Origin of the sequence: Paenibacillus sp. CH40, from assembly GCF_024213605.1 — a bacterium.
GTDB lineage: Bacteria > Bacillota > Bacilli > Paenibacillales > Paenibacillaceae > Paenibacillus > Paenibacillus polymyxa_B.
Genome location: NZ_JANAVQ010000004.1, coordinates 155,833 through 176,724 on the forward strand (window position 1 = coordinate 155,833; position 20,892 = coordinate 176,724).

Sequence of the window (20,892 nt, forward strand, 5' to 3'; positions counted from 1 at the left end):
CATTACCTGAAAAGGTGACTTTTTTATCTAAAACCTCTACTGTTAGTGAATCCATATTCTTAACAGCCTCCTTAGTTCTTCATCTGTCCAATCTTCTAATTTCAATAGCGCTTCGTCAGCATCGCCATTCAAACCCAGTAGCTTGGCAAATGCCGGTTCCGTCTTAAATCCCAATATTTTCAACTGAATGATACTTTCCATTAAACGTTTCCCACCGAAAGTTAACAATTGTTCCTCGATAACCATATGACGAAATCCATTTTGTCTTGTCACGGAAATCGATTGTCCAAAAATCTCAACAGGTTATCCATCACACCTAAAGTTGACGGTTACCCGCTCCACCTGATTCACAAACTTTGTTCGTGATTCAAAACCCGGATATGTTCCGAACCATATCTGTACGTCATTTTGGAATCCCTGAATATCATGTGCTTCACAAATAATATCCAAGTCGCTACCTTTCTACTTGGATGCCAATTGGAACCGGCCCTACCAATACTGGATCATATGGATGGAGCCATTGCAATATAAATATGCGATATATTCCTTGCGTTGGGGTACCTGTCGACAGATATGCCAGGCTTCGCCATTGATATTCGTCCAAATACCCGCTCCTCTCATATGAATCATTCAAAAAAATGGTTTCCATTTATAATCCAATACCGTTCAGATGAAGGTACCTCGTTCAAAAAGTTTTGATATTCCCCTTTCCACCCCGCTGGGACATAGTGTTCAAACGAAGCTGGCTCAGGAAATAGCGAATAGAGAACTTTCTCGTCAAAGTTAACATACAGAGCAGGACAGAACTCCAACACTTCATCCTTATGCTGGATAGCATCATCCAGTAACTGAAGCATTGAAGTTAGTTCCCCTGTAGCCACCTTATATTCACAGATGTGATGCAAAAATGCTCCCACTGTGGTTTCATCCAAAATAGAGATGCCAAACCGTTCCTCCATCTCGGTATTCAAAAACCAATACTCTCTTTCCGTCACATACCAATTCCATTTCCCTTCAAAAATAACACCAACAATGATGTTTTGTGCATATTCAGGCCATAATTTCATGAGCTTCTCGCGTTCCCCTCTTTCTCACTCACAGTTCGATCCAAAACCGGTTTACACGGTTTCCGTCTTCCTCTATGTAATCCTTGTCCGGCGTTCCGCCGTTTTGTATGATTGTTTTTTTGGAGGCAATATTATCGGAGTCGCATACGACCAGGGCTCGGGAAATCCCCAGCTCTTTTGCTTTTTCTAACGCCAAGGCCAGCATTGTAACAGCGTACCTGTTCCCTCGTGCAGAAGGACGGATACCGTAACCGATATGACCTCCGGCATTCATTAGGTGTTCGTTAAGGTCATGTCTGATATTCACTGCTCCCACAACCTGTTCATTCGCATTCACAAGCCAGTATGTTGAGCTTTTGACCCAGCCTTCAGACAGGTTCATTCCATTTTCCTGATTACTTAAAACCGTCAGCATACCTTCAAAATCGTACGGCTCTACAGAGATCACCCAAGGTACCATATGCTCCTGACTCTTTTTCCATTCCTCATAAAATGAAAGATAAGCCTCCTTCCAGTCCTGATCCGGCTTTACCAATCTGACGGTCTGCATCCACTCACGGCCTCCTCTTTAAACGTTCAATTCATCTGCTATTGCTTATATACCTCAATATCTATGAACTTTTGCGCCCAATCTGCAAAAGAGAGCTTATCATCCCAGGTGACTTGCTTCATCGCTTTGGCACATCCCCAGTTTAGAACCTGCTGATGCAGCATATGCACCCGGAAACGCTCAGTAAATCCTTCTTTAGCTTCCATTCCTTGTGCGTAAGCAGTAAGAAAACCTTTTGCCAACTCTTCTTCGCCATTCTCCAGATACATGGTGGTTATTTTCGGAAGGTCGGCAATCCCATCCCCAAAATAGGCTGTCGTAAAATCAAAAAGACCACTGACTCTCCAACCCTTATCCCCATTCTGTACAAGAAAATTTTGCGGTTTAAAATCCCCCATCACAAAGGTGGCAGCTTCCAGCTGATCGAATGCTTGACGAGAGCCTTCCAATATTTCCTCTACCCATTCCATATCCTGTACAGAAATGTCCGAGTATTTTTGGGCATCCTCTAGCCAATATCGAATTCGCCCATACAACCATACTCGATAAGAAACTTCAAAAGGACGAATGGCTAGAGTTGTTGTATCCAGCTCTCCACTGTTCTTAAGCTTCCAGCTATGAAGCTCCAACAGAACATTAGCAAGCATTTCAGCCATTTGCTGTTTATCCAGCGAGGTCAGCTTTGCTTGCAACTCAGGTGTATGTATATGCTGACCGTATAGACGGGGCATAACTGCATAGCTCCAGCCAAAAATGTCCTCCGTATGATCCACAAGATACGGTGTTGGCACGGGAATTGAAGTCCGTGTCTGTATTTGCTCCACCATAAACTTTTCTTCTATCCATTGCCCTAGAAAAAGCGGGTTCCCCTTCAGCACAAACTGCCCAGCCGTTGAGGAAACATAGAGGGTTTGCCCTAGGACACCTTCTGCCGTTTTTTCGTAAGACAGCAAACGTCCCAAATCAAAACGATTCAGCATCCTTTGCATTTGGTCATTTGTTACCTCACCTAGCCGATTAGACGAAAAATAAATGGTCGTCGTCATCTCTACACACCATAGCTCTTAATCGTTGCTTCCAGGGTTTCATCCGTATCTGCCAGCCAAACGAAACTAACCTCAAACGTTCCCGGCTCGAAAAACAATGGAAATCTCCGCTTAAACCAATCCTGCATCGGCAGATTTAACGCCTCCTTCATATCCACCCACAGCAATTCTCCCTCAGGGGGATTTTTTAATAGTTCACCTTCAGTGGCTGTAGCCAAATAGTTAAAGACCATATACCTCAGCCCTTGACTTGGATCACAATATTCGTCGATTCCTTTAAATACAATTTCCGTAACGGTTAAGCCTGTTTCTTCCTTTACTTCACGAATGGCCCCATTCACAATGCTTTCTGGAAACTCTACTTTTCCTCCTGGAGCAATATAACCCGGAAACCCCTTTCGATTGGGTCTATTCATAAGCAATACCTTGCTTCCGTCTTGAATCATACACATGGTATATATTTTGTGTGTCACTTCTGTTGTCAATCCGATCATACCTTTCTTTATTCACGATCCGCTATAATCTAGCTTTACTTTCACACCGACAAACTGTGGTTAAATATGGCATTTCTCATACTTTAACTCGTTATTTTGTAGAGCGCAATAACTCTAACCATAGACTAGATTAGAAGACTCATGCCTAAGTCGGTCAAAATCAGCAAAAAAAGACCGCCTTTCTGCAAAGCCGTTGGTACTACCAAGCGACTCCAGAAAGGAACGGTCTTATCCATCATGCCAATAATCAGTTTTCTAGGCACGCCCCGGATAACGAGAGCCTGCTGCGAAGCCTTTAGGCGAAATGCGCTCGATCTCTTGAAGCTCTGCTTCCGACAAGGAGACCTGTAGAGCACCAAGATTTTCACGCACTCTTTCCAGTCTCTTCGTTCCCGGAATCGGAACGATATGGTCGCCTTGCGCCAGCAGCCATGCCAGCCCCAACTGAGCAGAAGTACAGCCTTTTTGGGCAGCCAGTTTTTCGATCAGGAGGACAACTTCTAGATTTTTGTTGAAATTCTCGCCTTGGAAGCGTGGAAAATGACGGCGGTAATCATCCTCTGGCAGATCGTCAAATTTCTTGATCTGTCCCGTGAGGAAACCTCGACCCAGTGGACTGTAGGGTACGAAGCCGATTCCCAATTCGTTCAGTAGCGGAAGAACATCATCTTCCACTTCTCTGCTCCACAAGGAATATTCGGTTTCTACCGCGCTAATTGGATGCACCGCATGCGCGCGGCGGATCTGTTCAGCCGACGCTTCCGACAAGCCGATATAACGGATTTTCCCTTCCTTAACCAAATCGGCCATCGTTCCGACGGTCTCTTCAATCGGAGTATTGGGATCGACTCGATGCTGATAATACAGGTCGATATAATCAATCCCCAGATGAAATAGACTGGCGTCCACGGATTTTTTGATATATGCCGGATCTCCCTTGGGCCCCTGAGTGTGCGTGATTCCGAATTTAGTGGCAATCACTGCCTCCTCCCGACGACCCTTGAGCGCACGTCCAACCAGCTTCTCATTGCCGCCGAACTTCTGCTGTGCGTATTCCTCACCATAAAGATCTGCTGTATCAAACAGCGTTACACCAAGGTCCAGCGCTCCCTGAAGTGTACGCACCGACTCCTCGTTGTTCGGCATCATCATCGTGCCAAGGCCCAGAGCTGATACCTCCAGCCCTTCATGTCCCAATTTCCTTTTCAGCATATCATGGTTCCCTCTTTTCTTTGGGTAAATGGATGGAATGAACATGTACTCATTCTAATGGACCCATATGGAGGCAACCACAGTACGTTTATACTAGTAACAAGATTACCAGGCAGAGGATTGGCTTACTGGCGTGTAGATACAAAAGTGCAGACCCGGTTGATCCGTAATGCTTGCTAAAGAATTAATATCATAGGAAACTGCCTCCACAGCGCCAGGGATTTGAAAGGAAACCCGATTCACTTTTTTGAGCTGGATATGATGCAGCTTCCACATGGTGTCAAACTCCATACTTTCCACACGTAGCCGTTCTACCGTCTCCTCAAACCAAGGATCTCCTAAATACTTGTCATAATAGGTTCTAAAAACAGCTACCGAATAGGACGCAAATTCTTCCCAGTTAACCATTCGACGACGTAATTCGGAATCCACGAACAATAAACGAATCATGACACGTTCAGAAATAGACAGGGAAGAAAAATCGGTAATGACCTCATTCGCCGCGCTATTCCAAGCAAGCACTTCCGCTTTCTCATTGCTGATGAAGGAAGGATAGGACAACTGATCAATAATATGTTGCCACTGTGGATTCAGCGTTGTATGGATGGGCGAAATAGCAACCGTCTCATTGGGATTCCACAATTGAATTAGATGTGCTCTCTCATCGTGGGTTAATTGTAGAGCTTCTCCTATACTTTTGATAATTTCCTTAGATGCTGTTACTTCTCTACCTTGTTCCAGCCATGTGTAATACGTCGCACTGACACCTGCCAGCATAGCAACTTCTTCTCGGCGAAGCCCCGGTGTTCTTCGCTGACCCTGTGAAAGTCTAAGGCCTGCCTGCTCTGGTTGAAGTCGATTTCTACGTGATTTCAGAAAAGCTCCCAACGTTTTCGATTTACTATAATCATTAGACATGTGTCACCTCTTTTCCAATCAATCGCCATAGAACGATCACAGTCCCTCGTCAAACAACTGTAGGCCTATGATTTCAAAGGCGACACCTTCACCCGCTTTAACGTTGACATCACCATTTATTTCTTCAGAATCCAGAATAAACGTAGTGTCTCCTACTACAATCTCCAGACATTCTATCTCGCCTGCTTCGCCCTGCATCACTTGATGTATCGTTCCTTGAATCCAATAGTCGCCTAGCTTTGGTTGAGGTCGAAAAATCCCTGTCTTTTCAGTAGACTTCAGCCTTCTGAACCCCTCTATACTGGATTGAGAAGTCTCGACCGAAATTACACAACCGGGAATCATCTTGTTCAAGCTTTGTTCATACGGAACAACATACGCATATCCGGAAGTCAGTTCATGCCAAAAATATGTCCAGTAGCCGTATACTTTTTCCTCGCCCATACTACGAATGATGATATGCTGATCTTTATTTATTTCCTTGATCTGTACACGCATATATAGAGTCCTCAGTAGATACTTTTCTTATAATAATAGTGTTTAAAGCCTCTCGGAGCATCGTCAATGACACCAACGACTTCATACCCATGCTTTTCATAGAATTTAGGCGCTTGAAAAGTAAACGTATTAAGTTGTATAAAATTACACCCTTTATCTCTAGCAATCTGTTCAATTTCACCAAGCAGTTGTGAACCGTAGCCCTTTCCTCTGTAACGCTGATCTACCCACAAAATATCAACCTCCACCCAGTTCCAACATAGTACACTTAGGAGACCGCCCATGACCTGACCGTCTTCATCTTTGAGCGTAAGATTAATCTCTTCGTATCGGGTTCGAATATCTGCTGGGACGTGTTTCGCATTAAACTCAATCAACTTGTTTCTGACTAAACGCGCTTCATCTCTACTACTTCGATTCATCTGAGGTTCCAGCGTCATGGCATAAATCCTCCAATTTGAAATGAATAATAACACCTTCCTAATTCAAATATATAAAACACTATGATTAGAATACTTTTATCTTTCTACTGTTATATATTGTATATATTTTTCTGTGTTTAGTCACATGATTCAATTTAGATGGACAGAATTATTCTAATCTATATATCGCTGATTAAAGTCGCTCCCTGGATTCATGCAAAATACTGAATGTAAACGTAAAAACAGTTGCTGGTTTAATAGACCAGCAACTGCTTTTTATTCCTATGGATTTAATTGAAATGATTTTATCGTCTTGCTGCCTATGAAGCACTGGCTGGAGTCAGCTTGCCGCCGCCAGAGAAAGTAATTGTCTCCCCGTTCAACCAGTTATTTGCGCTCTCACCGCGTCATAATAAATAGTGTGTCCATTATCAACGATGTTCGAGAGTTTAGAATCACTGTCTGTGAGAGTAGGTTTAGAGTAATCCTTAGACCAAGCGGATCAATCTGCCAGCCCCATTCCGATGAAGACAGATTTGCTTAGACAACAAGCGTCAGCAACTTATCTTGTGCCAAAACCGATGAGTTTGTTGTTTCAATAACATCCAAATAATCGCTGGTATTCGAGATTATAACAGGCGTGATCGGATTGTATCCGGCTTCCTTAATCTTCTCAAGATCAAAATCAATTAATAGATCTCCTTTGCGGACCTGATCTCCTGCCTTCACTTGAGGCGTGAAGTATTGCCCTTTTAATTGAACGGTATTGATCCCAATGTGAATCAATATTTCTGCGCCATTCTCGGACAGTATAACTACAGCATGACCTGACTTAAGTACAGTACCAATCGTACCGTTCACTGGCGAGAAAGCTTGACCAACACTCGGGATTATTGCAATACCTTTCCCCATAGCACCTTCTGCAAAGGCAGGATCGGGAACTTCAATCAAGGATTTCAGATCACCTGTTAATGGGCTGATCAGTACCTCTTTCTTTAAGCTCGGCGAACCATCAATAACATTGACACTTGCTTCTGGCTGAATAGCCTTTGTTTCTACAGTAGGAGTTACATCAATTGGCTCAGTTACTGTTACAGCTTTCTTATCCATGTATCCGAAAAGAATCGTCAGAATCAAACCAATACCCATGGCAGCTGCAATTCCTATTAAATAATACCCAATAGGTTCAAATGCACCGATCGAAAAAATATTTTGGAAGACAAATGCTGTAGCATACGTATGAAAACCGCCATTAATTGCCCCTCCGATAGCTCCAGCAATAATAACATAGGGAATCGTACGCTTGTAACGCAGCAATATCCCGTAGACAGTCGGCTCAGAGACACCTGCTAACAACAGACTTAATGTAGAGGAACCAGCAATTGATTTCAAAGACTTTTCTTTGGATTTAATGAAAACAGCCAGTGCCACCCCGGCCATCGCGAAGTTAGAGGCTGCCCACATCGCAAGGATTGGATCGGTTCCATTCGTAAGATTTGCCAGAACGATCGGAATAATGCCCCAATGAAGGCCAAAAACAACAAGGAAAAAGATTAACCCGCCAATGACAGCTCCTGTCAACAGCCCGCTTACTCCCATGAGATAATTAATGGCATCTGCTATCGCGTTTCCGATATATACTCCAAATGGGCCAAAGATCATAACAGTGAGCGGTACAATGATGACTAAGGACAATAACGGAACCAAAAACGTCTGCAGCTCTTTATAGATGATTTTCTTTAGATATTTCTCCACGTAAGAGAATATCCAAATAGCTACGAACACCGGAAAGACGGTTGACGAATAATCCATTAGGACTACAGGAATGCCTAGAAATGAAGAAGTATCTCCATTGGCCAATAACCCCGTAAAATTCGGCTCCATTAATGCTGCACCGATAACTCCACCTACATAAGGATTGGCGCCGAATTTGATCGCTGCAGAGACGCCCAGGAATATAGGCAGGAAATAGAAAACGGCATTTGCTGCTGCAGCCAGGATTAGGTAAGTTCCACTTTCCGCAGAGATCCATTCAAAAGTTGTGAATAAGGTTAAGAAAGCTTTAAGTATCCCCGCCCCCGCCATAGCAGGCAACAGGGGAGATAAACTTCCAGAAATCACCGCAAAAATTCTGGACATGATCTTCTCTTTAGGTTTATCTCCATCCTCGGATGCAGTATTGCCCGCCCCTAGTTTGCTGGTTTTCATAATCTCTTGATACACGTGTGCAACGTCATTTCCGATAACCACTTGGAATTGACCACCACTTTCTACGACCGTTAGCACTCCTTCTAAGCTTTTCAGCTTCTCTTTGTCGGGTACATGATTGTCTTTTAAATTAAATCTCAACCGGGTTGCACAATGGACAAGATTCGTAACATTCTCCTCTCCCCCAATGTTCTGCACGATATCTTTGGCTAATCTTTCGTACTTCATTTGTTTTCGCTCCTTTAGACCTCATTCTTTTAATATGAAACAAAAAAACCTGAACAGGTGATAAAGCACACTGAAAACCAGTACACTCATCACTTATCCAGGCTTTGCCCAATTAATGGTAACAACCCTGCTATTTATTGTAATAGGCTAATCTCTGCTGGTCACACGCCTGATATGGAGCATGAAATAGACCATTTCACCTTCGGTTGTCTCAACTTGATACTCTTCCCGTAAATATGCTCTTACCTTCTCACTGCAGGCAAAAGCTTCAGGATACTTAACAACGACTTGTTCGTAGAGCTCATCATCCTCAAAAGGAATCGATTCATGACGCATGGTGCGATAAGAAAAATATTTTAAGTGAGTCACAAAGCGGCTATAATTTAACGAATTCTCATCTAGCTCAATCCCATAATGAAGTGTTACTATATTAAGAATTTCTTGAACCATCTGGGTTACCATTAAGGTCTGTTCCATTTCCTGACCATCCTGCTGGCCATTCACAAAATGCATTGCAATAAAGCCAGCTTCATCTACAGGTAATTTAATTCCTGTTTCCTTTTCAATTAAGTATAATGCGTGCATTGCCGTGTGATATTCTTTCGGATAAAACTTCTGTATCTCCCAGAGCAGCGCATTCTTGAGACTCAATCCCTGTGCAGCACGCGTAATTGCATAACTAATATGATCTGTAAGAGCCAGGTAGATATTATTGCTAAAGGAAGTGTTGAGATCCTTTACTGCATAACGGATAATTTGATCAGTCAATTCTAGATGCTTTGTAGGAATTTCACTCAGTAATGTGGATAGCCGCTCAGATAATTCTTTAGTCTCCATCACGAAAGTCTTCTCAATTCTGGTTGGATCTATATTTTCACCTGGATTTTTCTGATAGGCTAGTCCCTTTCCAATAACAATTATCTCGGATCGATTTGGTCCTTCAACCAATGCAACATTATTGTTGAATACTTTTTTAATCCTCATGAGTTCGCCCACTTTGTATTTTTTACTAACAAAAAAAAACCTAAACTAATCCAAAACTAAACATAATTTAGTACGGATTGGTTTAGGCTTTGCCTGCATTGCAGTAACAACCCTAATATTAATTATATAGTTATTATATAGGATGGAGATAGCGTTTTCAACAAAGAAAATAATCTCAAATCTGGATTTTGACACCTGTCGCTTAATTTAGTAATTGCATAGCAGAAACGGGCCCGATGAAACGGAGAGCCTGCTATCCTTTGTATCCATCCTCTGTCATACAGGAGAAGAGATGGAATGATTAAATTGAAATATCCAGTGATTTTCCAACTCCCGTAATATCACTGCTGTTAGCGCTGTTGATACGATTTGTTTCCGTGTTACTTGGAGCGGGCTTTTCCATTTTTGGAGTTGACGTGCCGCTGGATTGCGAACTTTGCTGTGCAATTTGAGCTTCAATCTGTTTAATTTGCTGCTGAAGCTGCTTCATTTTTGTTTCTTTTGTATCTTTACTATCCTTACTTTGCTGTACCTTGTTATATTCCGCTTCAAGTTGAGCTTTTTGCTTTTCCAGACTAGCTGTATCGTTGGTACTGGATGATGATGTGCTTGCAATAGATATTGAACTGCTGGATGTGGATGAAATGTTCATACGAGATTTCCCCTTTATAAAAGTATGAGTTTTACACGTGTGGGCTAACCGGTTCTAAGCTATGGCATTCGATTCATCTGTATTTCCCCACGCGTCTTTTAATGCAGAAAGCAGATCTGTTTCCTGATCTTTGTCCGAAGCTGTTGACCCGGATATAAGACTGGAACTCAGAACGCTCTGCAAATCACTCAGCAAGGATCTTTTTTCATCTACTGTAAGCTCTTTCTCAGATGTAGTGCTGTTATCCCCTTGATTGGAAGCCTCTTGGATATTCCATGCGAATGGAGGCATAATTCCACCCATTGCCTGCATCATAGGAGGCAGACCACTGCTATCCATTTCAGGATGGGACGGGTCACCTTCAGGCGGCGGGGCAGGACGATTATTTTGGATCGTTTCTGCTATCTTATCGAATAGATCCGATACTTCCTCATCTGTTGCCGTCGCAAGATCCACATTAGCTAATAAGACTCTAACCGAAGCCAACGGATTCTTCGTGCTATTGGTGTGATCATCTGTATCAGAGGAAGCACTGGAAGACATCAGGTAACTTTGCAGATCAGACAACAGCGTTTTCTGTTGGTCTTTAGTTAGTGCAATAGTATCCTGGTCGTCGTACTTGTAATCATTACTGTAGTTTTCCGTAGGAAGCGGAGTCTGCATTCCTCCCGTGTATTTCATGAATTCCTTACTCAATTCGAGTGAATCGTTAGATTTCTTGTGTGTGGTATGACCCGCGGTATTTAGTCCATTCTCATTTGACTTCTCCGTATTCGATTGATCATAGGAAGTCGTGATGAGATGCCTGTTAATGGATAGTGACAAAGTAGATCCCCTCTCAGTGTACATAATGTTTTTAGCTGCCCACCTACCTTTCATCGGTAGCAAATCTGAATGCAACCTGAGGGTATGCTGAATGATAACTGAATAAATACAAACTCATTAATACCGTAACCCTTTTATTATTTCCTAGACCATAGTCAAGGAAAATCCCCTCCGCAAGACGGGGGGATCAACCCTACTTGAGACAGGAGTAAGTAAAGGGATAATTTGTTACTCTTAGCAAAGAATAAATGAACGTATTTTAAAAATTGAAAGTAGGGAAATGATGTATGATCCGTATTAGCCATTTGGTTCACGAGAGACTTATGTTCCTAGTCAAATTTTTGTACTCGCCTGCATACGTGGGTAGTGTAACACCAAGTTCCAGATTTTTAGCTAAAAATATGATAGAATCCATTCCATGGAGTGAAGTTCATGCTGTTGCCGAGCTTGGTGCTGGAACAGGGGCAATTACCCAATACATCCCGTCTGCTGCTGAATTTCAACCCAAGGTTTTACTCTTTGAGAAAGACCAAACCATGCAGCAGAGTTTAAAAAGAAGATTCCCGAATTATCTGTGCTATTCCGACTCGCGTGAGCTTCAGCTTGCTATGAAAAATGCCCAAATAGAACAGCTTGACTGCATAATCAGCGGGCTGCCTTTTTTCAATTTTCCACAAGCGATGCGAAATCAAATTGTAGAACAAATTCATCTATCGCTCAGGGATGGAGGAATGTTTGTGGCCTTTCAATACTCTAAACAGATGAAGCAGCAGTTAGGTGAATGGTTTGATATTGAAAAAATCAAGTTTGTGCCAATGAATGTTCCACCCGCATTCGTGTATGTATGCCGAAAGAAAACCTAAGAAAGGAGTACGGGTATGGACGTGGAATATTTAATTTCCATCATCGAACAATACGGCTATGCAGCATTATTCTTTTCTCTATGGCTGGGGATTGTGGGTCTGCCCATCCCGGATGAAGTCATCGTAATGACTGGCGGGGCTGTAACAGGCATGGGCATACTTCACCCGTTACCCGCTTTTTTAATTGTATATCTTGGGGTTGTATCAGGCTTGTCCTTAGGTTATGTATTGGGGAGAACCGTGGGCACACCGATTCTAGAACGTTTACGCCGGAAGAAAAAAATGGACAAGTACATTACGTTTTCGGAAAAATTGATACATAAGTATGGAAACTTCACTATTTGCATCAGTTATTTGCTGCCGATCGTCCGTCACATTATTCCTTATATTGTCGGAATCAATAAAATGAGCTTCAAGCGCTATGCCCTCTTCTCTTATTCAACAGGTTTGATCTGGACGCTGATCTTCTTTCTGCTCGGACGTATCTTTGGCGATCATGTACAAGCAGTAGGAGAACTAATCCATCGTTATGGCTTGCAGATGGCATTGCTTCTCATCATGCTGACAATTATATTTTTTATAATGAAATTTGTATGGGGGAAGAAAACAACGGAGGAATAAAGGTTAAGTATATTCGGCATGTTCATTACCTACATGAAAAAGAAATAGACCGCCCTCACTAAAGTAAACGGTCTACTCTCGACCACCTGATGGCCGACTGCTCTTTATGCAGTTGTTGTATGCTGGGGCCGTGTCAGAGCACGGCTCCTTAATTATTCTTACCTCATTATAATCGATTTTATGTAATTGCGTGTTTTTATTGCTTGGATAATTAAATAAGTGAATTTAAAAGTTACCTGTCGTGCCACTACGCAGACGGATGGTGCTTCCCATCGCCACCGCCCCCGGATTTCTGAAATAAAGTCTTCATCGGTAGAAATTCGGGGAGGTGATGCTTCCGAAGTGAGCTTTCCTACGGAAAGCTTTTAAAGCGACCGCTTCGCTTGTACAGCACCATTCCGTCTACTCCGTTTTCCATGTACATTTTTTAGTTCAGCTTATATAGACTTTATTTCCTCACATGACAGGACAGAGCTATAGGATCAGCTCATAATGGTAAAATCCCCCATCATTGATATTTTGATTTCCTTACATACTCTCTTTGTGCTGAAACATTATTCTTTCCTATCGATACCCAATTCCCTTGAATCCTGTCAGTGTGCCATGTTGCTGAGCTGCGGTCAATAATAGTTGGGAGACCCTCGTTTTCGGTATTCTTCATCCACGAATAAATCATCAACATCCAGGATCATTTTATAGAAATAGAAGGAAACAATTGTGTAAACTCATCATTTTATCTTTTGCTATATCCTTAATGACCGACTGCAAAAGATATAATTCCCCTTTTTCACTTATAATTTTAAGTCCAATCAAGGATATTCACAAAATATTCGATTTTTCTTGTAATTTCCTATTGATTTGATGTCACTATGATGTCACCTTTCGGTATACCAAATCGCTATGTAATGATACAATATTTACATGATATTTTGTCATTCCACATTAAAACATTTTCACTCTGGAGGTTTGCAAATCATGTCTAATTCTTTAGAAATATTAATTGAACCCATAATCAGAAACCGATTAGAAACATTGTATAGTAATCTTTCTAAAACCATACCAGAATACAACCAATTTTCCACGGAATGCAACCAGTATTTTCAAAAAATCCGTGAATCCGTTCCCAAGCATCTCGAACATACCCTGTTTTTATATGAAGATGCCCAAATCTCTCTGCAATCTATTCTGGAGAACCAAATATATTTACAGGGATTTAAAGATGCTATGCAATTTTTAGATGAGTTACGTAACACCTATACTGGTTAAGAACTACATAATAATTTTCAACATTAAAAATATATCTTTTAAAAAACAAAAACACCTAGAAACAGACGTTTTCATTTTCGTCCTTTTTAGCAATACTATCCATATGATATACTATAAACTAACAACAGAATGGCTTAGATGGGCGGTCGGCTAGTCTCCTGCAAAGGAGGTGATGCCTGTGGAGGTTAAAGATACATTGATGTTGATGATTCAATTTGCGACATTGGTGATCTTGATTCTTTCCTTCAACAAAAAGAAATAGACCGCCCTCTGGAAAAGGTTAGCGGTCTATTTTACTAATCCAACCCTACAGCCACCGCCCTTATAAGCGGCTGTTGTAAAAGAGTGAGGATGTTGGCAGCATCCTTACTCTTTTTCAGTATATACTTATTAGCTTTAGTTTATCACAGGAAAAACCATATTGCCAATATGGCAAATCTTTTTAAGGGGCGGCTTTCCTTTCACACCATATTACTTCTTTAATTGAAGCAACTTTACTAGCTTGTCATGAATGGCAGTATTCGGATAATTCCCGCTAAACTGAGAAGACCCAGGTCCCATCGCGGTTAACGCCACATCAACAGATGTATGTCCACTCGTGGTCCAGTCGATATAAAACTTCTCATCGGAGCCTTTTACAGTAAAAGGACCATCCTCTTTGGAAATGCCTTCACCGGATTCATCCTCCGCATCTTCACCTTCAATCGCCAAACCGCCCGTTTCATGATCTGCCGTCACCAACACTAATGTATCTGGATGCGCTTTGGCATACTCTTTAGCTACTTTAACGGCCTTATCAAGTTGTTGCCCAGCCTTAATCGTTAACTCCCCTTCATTGTCATGCGCCATCTCATCCGTTCCTTCTTCTTCTACCATCAGGAAAAAACCTTTTTGGTTTTTGGAAAGAACATCAATCGCTTTAGCCGTCATATCCGGTAGAGAAACCGTTGGGTTGTAAGAGTTACCCAGCTTGTTGTGAGCTTGAAACATCTCTTCATTGGCGAACAGCCCTAGCAACTTAGAACCTTTGGCTGCTTTCATTCCTGCCTGATCCGTCACATAGCTATAACCCAGCTTCTTCGCTTGTTCTACCAAATTTCCTTGAGTTCCCTTACTAGCTTCCTCTGGATCTTCTGCCGGAGCATCTGGATGTTTGCCTACTGTTCCGGCAGGGTACCAGAAATCCTCACCACCGCCCAGAATAACATCCAGCTTGCTTTTCTCCAGATACTGCTTGGCAATCTCGCTTTGAGCGGAGCGTTTTTCGACATGCGCACCAAAGGCGGCCCCGGTTGCGTCTGTCACTTGGCTTGTCGTCACGACACCTGTAGACATGCCTGCTTTTTTAGCCAGCTCCATAATCGTTGTCACTGGTTTTTTATTCAAATCCATTCCGATTGCGCCGTTATACGTTTTCACACCTGTTGCAATGGCAGTTGCAGCCGCGGCAGAATCCGTAACCAGGTTATCCCCTGAACTTGTACTAACCAGGCCGGTTACAGGCATGTTATCCATTTCAAGTAATCCCGATTTCCCTACCGTCGCCAAGCGAATCGCGTTGCGACTTGCTTCTCCCATACCATCGCCGATAAAAAGAATGACATTCTTAGGAGCATCGACTTTCGCTGACGAAGTTTTCAGTCCTTTGGATACCTGTGCGGTAGTAGACTTGGTATTAGATGAGGCTGCAAAAGCGTTAGGGATATTAGCAGATAACAAGGGCGCACTCAAAACGGTAATGGCACCTAAAGCAAGGATACTCTTTTTCATCGAACGCTTTTTCACAAGGTCACACTCCAATAAATTTGATATTCATATATGATAAAGTAATCATATATTTGTTTTGTAAAGCATCGTAAAGCAATAGATTATGCGAATGTAAAATTTGGAATGAGCGCCTATTTATTTATAAAACAAAAAAAGACACCGACTCTTGGTATATCAAAGTCGATGCCCTCTGGCGTTTTTATTTAAATGGCGGCGATATTTTTGCCGATCGGCATGGTGTAGTAGAGCGGTTTTTGCTGTCCATTTTGCTGATAGACTACAAGCAGCAGGGTGCGGCCTTCGGCTGTCAATGGGCTTCCTCCGCTCAGAATATGATCCAGACTGAACGGCAGTACATCCAGCACAGCGTGCTTTTGCAGTTCTTTTTCACTCAGCTTCAAGGAAGCAAAGGCTGGAATAATCTCGCGGTATGGCTGCGGCTGTTGACTGCCTACATCCGTCCCACCTGTACTCTCCTTGCTCGCATCTGCCACAAAATCTGTAACCGCAGGTGACAACAGCGCATCCGGATGCTGGAGAACCATTTTCATATAGCTGGACCAATCATTCTTCTCCAAGGTATGCTCCCACCAAATTTTACGCGGCTTATATTTATGGTTAAGGAAATAATCAAGCTTCATCAATCCAAGCACCATATCCATTCGCTTTGTTCCACGCGATTCTAGAAAGGACTGGAGACGCGTGAACAAGTCTTCGAGCTGATGCCCGATTTTTTGCCAGCCCTGTCCTTCCCAGTAGTCTCCGAATTCCTGAAAGAAATCAAAGGCGGACGAGAATTCGCGCTCGATCAGATAGTTAACTGTATGATCCATACGATGAGAGTTCCAGTATTTTTCCAAAACATCTTCCAAGCGCTTGAGCCGGACGATATCGGCAAAGGAAAGGACGTCATTGCTCAACATTTCATACGGCGCAACATCCATATACGTATAGTTATACTTGTCTGCGTCGATACGCAGTCCGGTGCCACGCAGCATTTTGAGGAAGCCAAGTTGAAGCTCTTCCGGGCCGAGCGCAAAAACGTCATTAAACGTTTTACGGAATGTGTTGTAGTCCTCCAAGGGCAATCCGGCGATCAAATCCAAATGCTGGTCGATTTTACCACTTTGTTTGACCTTGGTAACAGTACGGGAAAGTTTGGTAAAGTTCTGGCGACGTTTAACCAGCTCATTGGTAGGATCATTCGTTGATTGGACACCGATTTCAAAACGAAACACGCCCGGCGGCGCGTTTTCCGCCAAATAATCCAACACCTCGGGACGCATAATATCTGCCGTAATCTCAAACTGGAAGACACAACCACGGTGATTTTCAATCAAAAATTTGAACATTTCCAGCGCATAATCGCGTTTAATGTTAAACGTCCGATCCACGAACTTAATTAGGTTGGCTCCATTGTCGATCAGATACAGAATATCCGACTTTGTACGCTCGATATCGTAATAACGCACCCCAACTTCGATGCTCGACAGACAAAACTGGCAACTGAACGGACAGCCTCGGCTCGTTTCAAAATAAACAACCCGTTTCCCAAGTTCCGGTATATCTTCTGCAAAACGATAGGGCGACGGCAGCTCGTTCAAGTCCGCTTTCGGGCGACCGGGCATCTGAATAACCTCTTCTCCCTTACGGTAAGCCAGTCCATACACAAAATGGAACTTTCCATCCCCTTCCAGCTCCTGCAGCAGTTGATGGAAGGTTTCCTCTCCTTCACCAACCACGATAAAATCCACATTCGCCAAGCGCTTCATCCAGTGATCCGTATCGTAGGATACCTCTGGACCACCCAGAACAATTTTGACCTCGGGCATAATCTTTTTCAACACATCAATGACTTTAATCGTCTCTTCAATGTTCCAAATATAACAAGAAAAGCCGATGACATCTGCCCCGCGTTGAAACAAATCGGATACGATGTTCATCACCGGGTCCTTAATCGTGTACTCCGCCAACTCGATATCAAAGTCCTTTTCACTGTAGGCTTTGAGGCATCGAATGGCCAGCGAGGTATGAATATATTTTGCATTTAACGTTGATAAAATGACTTTCATAGGTCACAACCTTCTATAGTTTGCATGAACTGTTATATCCCCTTACCTTAGTATAGCTATTCAAAATCCTCGTACACATCGTCTGCATAAATCTCGTCCTCGCTTACCGTTCCCCCGATACTCCCCTGATTTTGAAAAAAATCAAGAAACGGCTTGCCGTACTTGCGGAACTTCACTTCGCCGACACCCTTGATCCGCAACATGTCTGCCTCGGATTGCGGGCTCGCTACGCTCATCTCACGCAGCGTTGCATCATTGAAAATGATATAAGACGGTACATGCTCCTGAGCGGCCAGATCGCGGCGGATCAGGCGCAATTGCTCGAACACGGTTTCGTTGACTGCAGCCGGGTATGCATCGCGTCCCTGTCGTCCGCGTGAACCTGCTCCACCTGCAAAAGCCGTGGCATGTCGCACCACACGCTGCATGACTTCTCGCTGGCCTTTCAGCACCTCAGCCGCAAGCTGCTGCAAGCGAACGACCGGATATTGTCCCTCGGACAACATTAGATAGCCTTCCGAAACAAGAACATTGATAATTTCGGCAATTTCTTTTTCCGTCCGGTTGCCCATCACGCCATAGGTTGGCAGGCTGTCAAAACCATATTGCAGCACTTTTTTGTTACGCGATCCTTTCAACACCGAAGCGACCATCGAGACCCCATAACGTTCCCGCATGCGATGAATGCACGAAAAAATCTTTTGCGCATCTATGGTCATATCAACCAATTCCCGTTCATCTGTACATGAACTGCATATGCCGCAAGCTTCATGCTCCTTCGCTTCTCCAAAATACTCAAGCTGTGCCGTACGTAGACAACGAGTCGTGTAGCAATAATCAACCATCTGCTGGAGCTTGCGATAGTCGTTGCGCTTGCGGTCTTCATCCTGTGGATTTTGCTCAATCAGGAACTTCTGCGTCACAATATCTTGCGGTCCGAACAGCAAAATACATTGACTCGGGTCGCCATCACGTCCTGCGCGTCCCGCCTCTTGTACGTAAGCCTCCATATTTTTAGGCATGTTGTAGTGAATGACATAGCGTACGTTCGATTTATCTATCCCCATGCCAAAGGCATTGGTTGCTACAATGACACGAATATCGTCGTACAGAAACCCTTCCTGACTATCTGCACGTTCCTGATCTGTCATCCCGGCATGATAGCGTCCAGCCGCCATGCCTGCGTCACGTAGCCGCTGGTACAAATCGTCCACGTCCTTACGTGTCGCCGCATAAATAATGCCCGATTCACCCTCATGCTCACGGGTATAATTCAGTAAAAAGCTGCGTTTGTCTTCCCCGCGCAGCACACTGAACGCCAAATTGGGCCGTCCAAGGCCTGTAACGAACGTCTCCGGTGAGCGCAGACGAAGCAGACGCACGATATCATCCATGACCTGCGGTGTCGCCGTTGCCGTAAACGCCGCCACGATTGGGCGTTCATACAGCCCGTCCACGAATGGAGCCACAGCCAGGTAGCTGGTACGGAAATCATGGCCCCACTGGGATACGCAGTGAGCCTCATCTACCGCAACGCAGGAAATCGGCAACTGAGCCATTTCATCGCGAAACCAGTCCAGTTCCAGTCGTTCCGGTGCGACATACAGTAACTTCAAGTCACCATTCCGTGCGGCTCGTATGCGATCATTCACTTCTCGACCACTCAACGTACTATTGATGTAGGCAGCAGCAATCCCCATTGTGGTCAGCGCATCCACCTGGTCCTTCATCAGCGAGATGAGCGGTGACACGACAATGGTCAGCCCCTCATGCAACAACGCGGGGATCTGGTAGCATATCGATTTTCCGCCCCCTGTCGGCATGATGCCCAACGTATCGTTGCCCTCCAGCATACTGGCCACAATTTTCTTTTGTCCCTCCCGGAAATCGGGATAGCCATAAAATTTTTGCAGCAAGTCCTGCGCCCGTTCCAATGTTGGTGCTTGTACACTCATAGTTTCAAAACTCCTCATATTTCTAGCGTCCTTGACGCATATCGGCTTTTCTTTCGTTACCTTTAGTTTACCGGGGTTCAGGGTAATGTTCAACCGCTAGAAGACTGCCAATCTGGTTTAGTCCCTTATGGCGTTCGCTGTTTTCTCATGATATAGTGAACACGGTGCCGCAAATTTGTCCATAATTATGAAGAGACACGGTTCCAAGAAGGAGAAAGAACCCATGAACAATCGGAAACCCCAACGGAAAAATCATACAAAATCTACGTCAAACGCAAGCCATTCCAAACGCAGTCATAAACCTGCCGGAAGATCTGGCTCCCATAGACCGGAAGCTCAACGGAGAACGAATGCTTTTGATAAAGCCCCTGCCAAAACATACATCGTCCAGGAGCCTGCCGAGCTGTTAAGCTTTTTAGTAGAGCATGTGACTGGCATGGGTCGTAACTCCATTAAATCAGCACTGGCTCGTGGGCAGGTGTCCGTCAACGGCATTCCGCGTACCGTGCACAATTTTCCACTGGAGCAAGGTCAGACTGTCGCGCTTTCCAAGGAAAAAGTAACTCCCGTCGTACCACTGACTGGGCTACGTATCTTGCATGAGGATGAAGCCATTATCGTTATCCATAAGGATGCCGGGTTGCTGTCCGTGGCTTCAGCGCAGGAGCAGGAAGTAACAGCCTATCGCCAGCTTACGGCCCATGTGAGGCGCGAACATCCGTACAATCGTATTTTTGTACTGCATCGTTTGGATCGTGATACATCAGGAGTGATGATGTTTGCAAAAAGCGAAGCCATACAGCAGGAAATGCAAAAAGCGTGGAAGGATGTTGTGTATGAACGAACATACATTGCTCTTGTAGAAGGACAGGTTAAAAAAGCTGAGGGTACAATCACCTCATGGCTGAAAGAAAGCAAGACGCTAAAAATGTATTCCAGTCCTTATCCGAATGACGGACAGCACGCAGTCACTCATTACAAGCTGCTTCAAGCCAATCGTCATTTTTCTTTGCTGGAAGTACGTTTGGAAACCGGACGCAAAAATCAAATCCGCGTACATATGGAGGATATCGGTCATCCAATTGTTGGAGATAAAAAATACGGTTCCAAATCCAAGTCAATTGGGCGCCTTGGCCTACATGCGAGGGTATTGTCATTTATTCATCCCGTCACCGGAGTATTGCTGCGTTTTGAATCCGATATTCCTAAAACTTTTTTGAATCCGTTTCGGGAATAGAATTGAG

20 protein-coding genes and 2 pseudogenes are annotated in these 20,892 nt (G+C 43.7%); 5 read left to right on the forward strand and 17 right to left on the reverse strand.

Features of this window, described 5'->3' with window-relative positions; all coding sequences use genetic code 11:
* Positions 1-42 precede the first annotated feature (42 nt).
* From NLX73_RS13955 to NLX73_RS14015, 14 genes and pseudogenes are all read right to left on the reverse strand, one after another.
* A pseudogene (locus NLX73_RS13955) lies at positions 43-450 on the reverse strand (DUF4269 domain-containing protein).
* Between the two features lie 176 nt (positions 451-626).
* Positions 627-1,067 (reverse strand): hypothetical protein, encoded by a 441-nt coding sequence (locus NLX73_RS13960; RefSeq protein WP_254326462.1) that lies wholly within the window; start codon positions 1,065-1,067, stop codon positions 627-629.
* 28 nt (positions 1,068-1,095) lie between these two features.
* Positions 1,096-1,617, reverse strand: a complete 522-nt coding sequence (locus NLX73_RS13965) for a GNAT family N-acetyltransferase (protein ID WP_209949613.1) — start codon at positions 1,615-1,617, stop codon at positions 1,096-1,098.
* Between the two features lie 38 nt (positions 1,618-1,655).
* On the reverse strand, positions 1,656-2,663 hold the full coding sequence (locus NLX73_RS13970) for a phosphotransferase family protein (protein ID WP_254326463.1): 1,008 nt from the start codon (positions 2,661-2,663) through the stop codon (positions 1,656-1,658).
* A 2-nt stretch (positions 2,664-2,665) separates the two neighbouring features.
* Positions 2,666-3,157: an 8-oxo-dGTP diphosphatase gene (locus NLX73_RS13975; RefSeq protein ID WP_028542993.1), complete on the reverse strand. Its 492-nt coding sequence runs from the start codon at positions 3,155-3,157 to the stop codon at positions 2,666-2,668.
* Between the two features lie 255 nt (positions 3,158-3,412).
* On the reverse strand, positions 3,413-4,369 hold the full coding sequence (locus tag NLX73_RS13980) for an aldo/keto reductase (RefSeq protein ID WP_254326464.1): 957 nt from the start codon (positions 4,367-4,369) through the stop codon (positions 3,413-3,415).
* A gap of 105 nt (positions 4,370-4,474) precedes the next feature.
* Positions 4,475-5,287 carry a helix-turn-helix transcriptional regulator gene (locus NLX73_RS13985; RefSeq protein WP_254326465.1) on the reverse strand — a complete coding sequence of 271 codons (813 nt, stop codon included), beginning with the start codon at positions 5,285-5,287 and terminating at the stop codon, positions 4,475-4,477.
* 36 nt (positions 5,288-5,323) lie between these two features.
* Positions 5,324-5,785, reverse strand: coding sequence for a hypothetical protein (locus NLX73_RS13990; protein WP_254326466.1), 462 nt, complete (start codon positions 5,783-5,785; stop codon positions 5,324-5,326).
* An 11-nt stretch (positions 5,786-5,796) separates the two neighbouring features.
* Positions 5,797-6,225, reverse strand: a complete 429-nt coding sequence (locus NLX73_RS13995; protein ID WP_254326467.1) for a GNAT family N-acetyltransferase — start codon at positions 6,223-6,225, stop codon at positions 5,797-5,799.
* A gap of 302 nt (positions 6,226-6,527) precedes the next feature.
* Positions 6,528-6,741, reverse strand: a pseudogene (locus tag NLX73_RS25230) (hypothetical protein); the annotation flags it as partial.
* A gap of 6 nt (positions 6,742-6,747) precedes the next feature.
* Complete coding sequence (locus tag NLX73_RS14000; RefSeq protein ID WP_254326468.1) at positions 6,748-8,643, reverse strand: beta-glucoside-specific PTS transporter subunit IIABC; 1,896 nt, start codon at positions 8,641-8,643, stop codon at positions 6,748-6,750.
* Between the two features lie 147 nt (positions 8,644-8,790).
* Positions 8,791-9,627, reverse strand: a complete 837-nt coding sequence (gene licT, locus NLX73_RS14005; protein WP_254326469.1) for a BglG family transcription antiterminator LicT — start codon at positions 9,625-9,627, stop codon at positions 8,791-8,793.
* A gap of 301 nt (positions 9,628-9,928) precedes the next feature.
* Positions 9,929-10,279, reverse strand: coding sequence for a FlxA-like family protein (locus NLX73_RS14010; protein WP_254326470.1), 351 nt, complete (start codon positions 10,277-10,279; stop codon positions 9,929-9,931).
* Positions 10,280-10,333: 54 nt separating this feature from the next.
* Positions 10,334-11,104 carry a hypothetical protein gene (locus NLX73_RS14015; RefSeq protein WP_254326471.1) on the reverse strand — a complete coding sequence of 257 codons (771 nt, stop codon included), beginning with the start codon at positions 11,102-11,104 and terminating at the stop codon, positions 10,334-10,336.
* A 287-nt stretch (positions 11,105-11,391) separates the two neighbouring features.
* Here NLX73_RS14015 and NLX73_RS14020 point away from each other — a divergent pair, with 287 nt between their 5' ends.
* From NLX73_RS14020 to NLX73_RS25145, 4 genes are all read left to right on the forward strand, one after another.
* Positions 11,392-11,967, forward strand: coding sequence for a class I SAM-dependent methyltransferase (locus tag NLX73_RS14020; RefSeq protein WP_254326472.1), 576 nt, complete (start codon positions 11,392-11,394; stop codon positions 11,965-11,967).
* Positions 11,968-11,982: 15 nt separating this feature from the next.
* Positions 11,983-12,588, forward strand: coding sequence for a DedA family protein (locus NLX73_RS14025; RefSeq protein ID WP_061829082.1), 606 nt, complete (start codon positions 11,983-11,985; stop codon positions 12,586-12,588).
* A 975-nt stretch (positions 12,589-13,563) separates the two neighbouring features.
* Positions 13,564-13,854: a hypothetical protein gene (locus NLX73_RS14030; RefSeq protein ID WP_250262006.1), complete on the forward strand. Its 291-nt coding sequence runs from the start codon at positions 13,564-13,566 to the stop codon at positions 13,852-13,854.
* 172 nt (positions 13,855-14,026) lie between these two features.
* Positions 14,027-14,116 (forward strand): putative holin-like toxin, encoded by a 90-nt coding sequence (locus NLX73_RS25145; protein WP_367988533.1) that lies wholly within the window; start codon positions 14,027-14,029, stop codon positions 14,114-14,116.
* Between the two features lie 209 nt (positions 14,117-14,325).
* On the opposite strand, the gene NLX73_RS14035 is transcribed toward NLX73_RS25145, so the two are convergent.
* From NLX73_RS14035 to recQ, 3 genes are all read right to left on the reverse strand, one after another.
* Entirely contained in the window at positions 14,326-15,639 is a 1,314-nt protein-coding gene (locus tag NLX73_RS14035; RefSeq protein ID WP_250262007.1) for an alkaline phosphatase, read from the reverse strand.
* 185 nt (positions 15,640-15,824) lie between these two features.
* Entirely contained in the window at positions 15,825-17,693 is a 1,869-nt protein-coding gene (locus NLX73_RS14040) for a B12-binding domain-containing radical SAM protein (protein ID WP_061829080.1), read from the reverse strand.
* Positions 17,694-17,749: 56 nt separating this feature from the next.
* On the reverse strand, positions 17,750-19,648 hold the full coding sequence (recQ, locus tag NLX73_RS14045) for a DNA helicase RecQ (protein WP_254326473.1): 1,899 nt from the start codon (positions 19,646-19,648) through the stop codon (positions 17,750-17,752).
* Positions 19,649-19,871: 223 nt separating this feature from the next.
* On the opposite strand from recQ, the gene NLX73_RS14050 reads away from it, so the two are divergent.
* Positions 19,872-20,885 (forward strand): RluA family pseudouridine synthase, encoded by a 1,014-nt coding sequence (locus NLX73_RS14050; RefSeq protein WP_254326474.1) that lies wholly within the window; start codon positions 19,872-19,874, stop codon positions 20,883-20,885.
* The last annotated feature ends 7 nt before the right edge of the window (positions 20,886-20,892 follow it).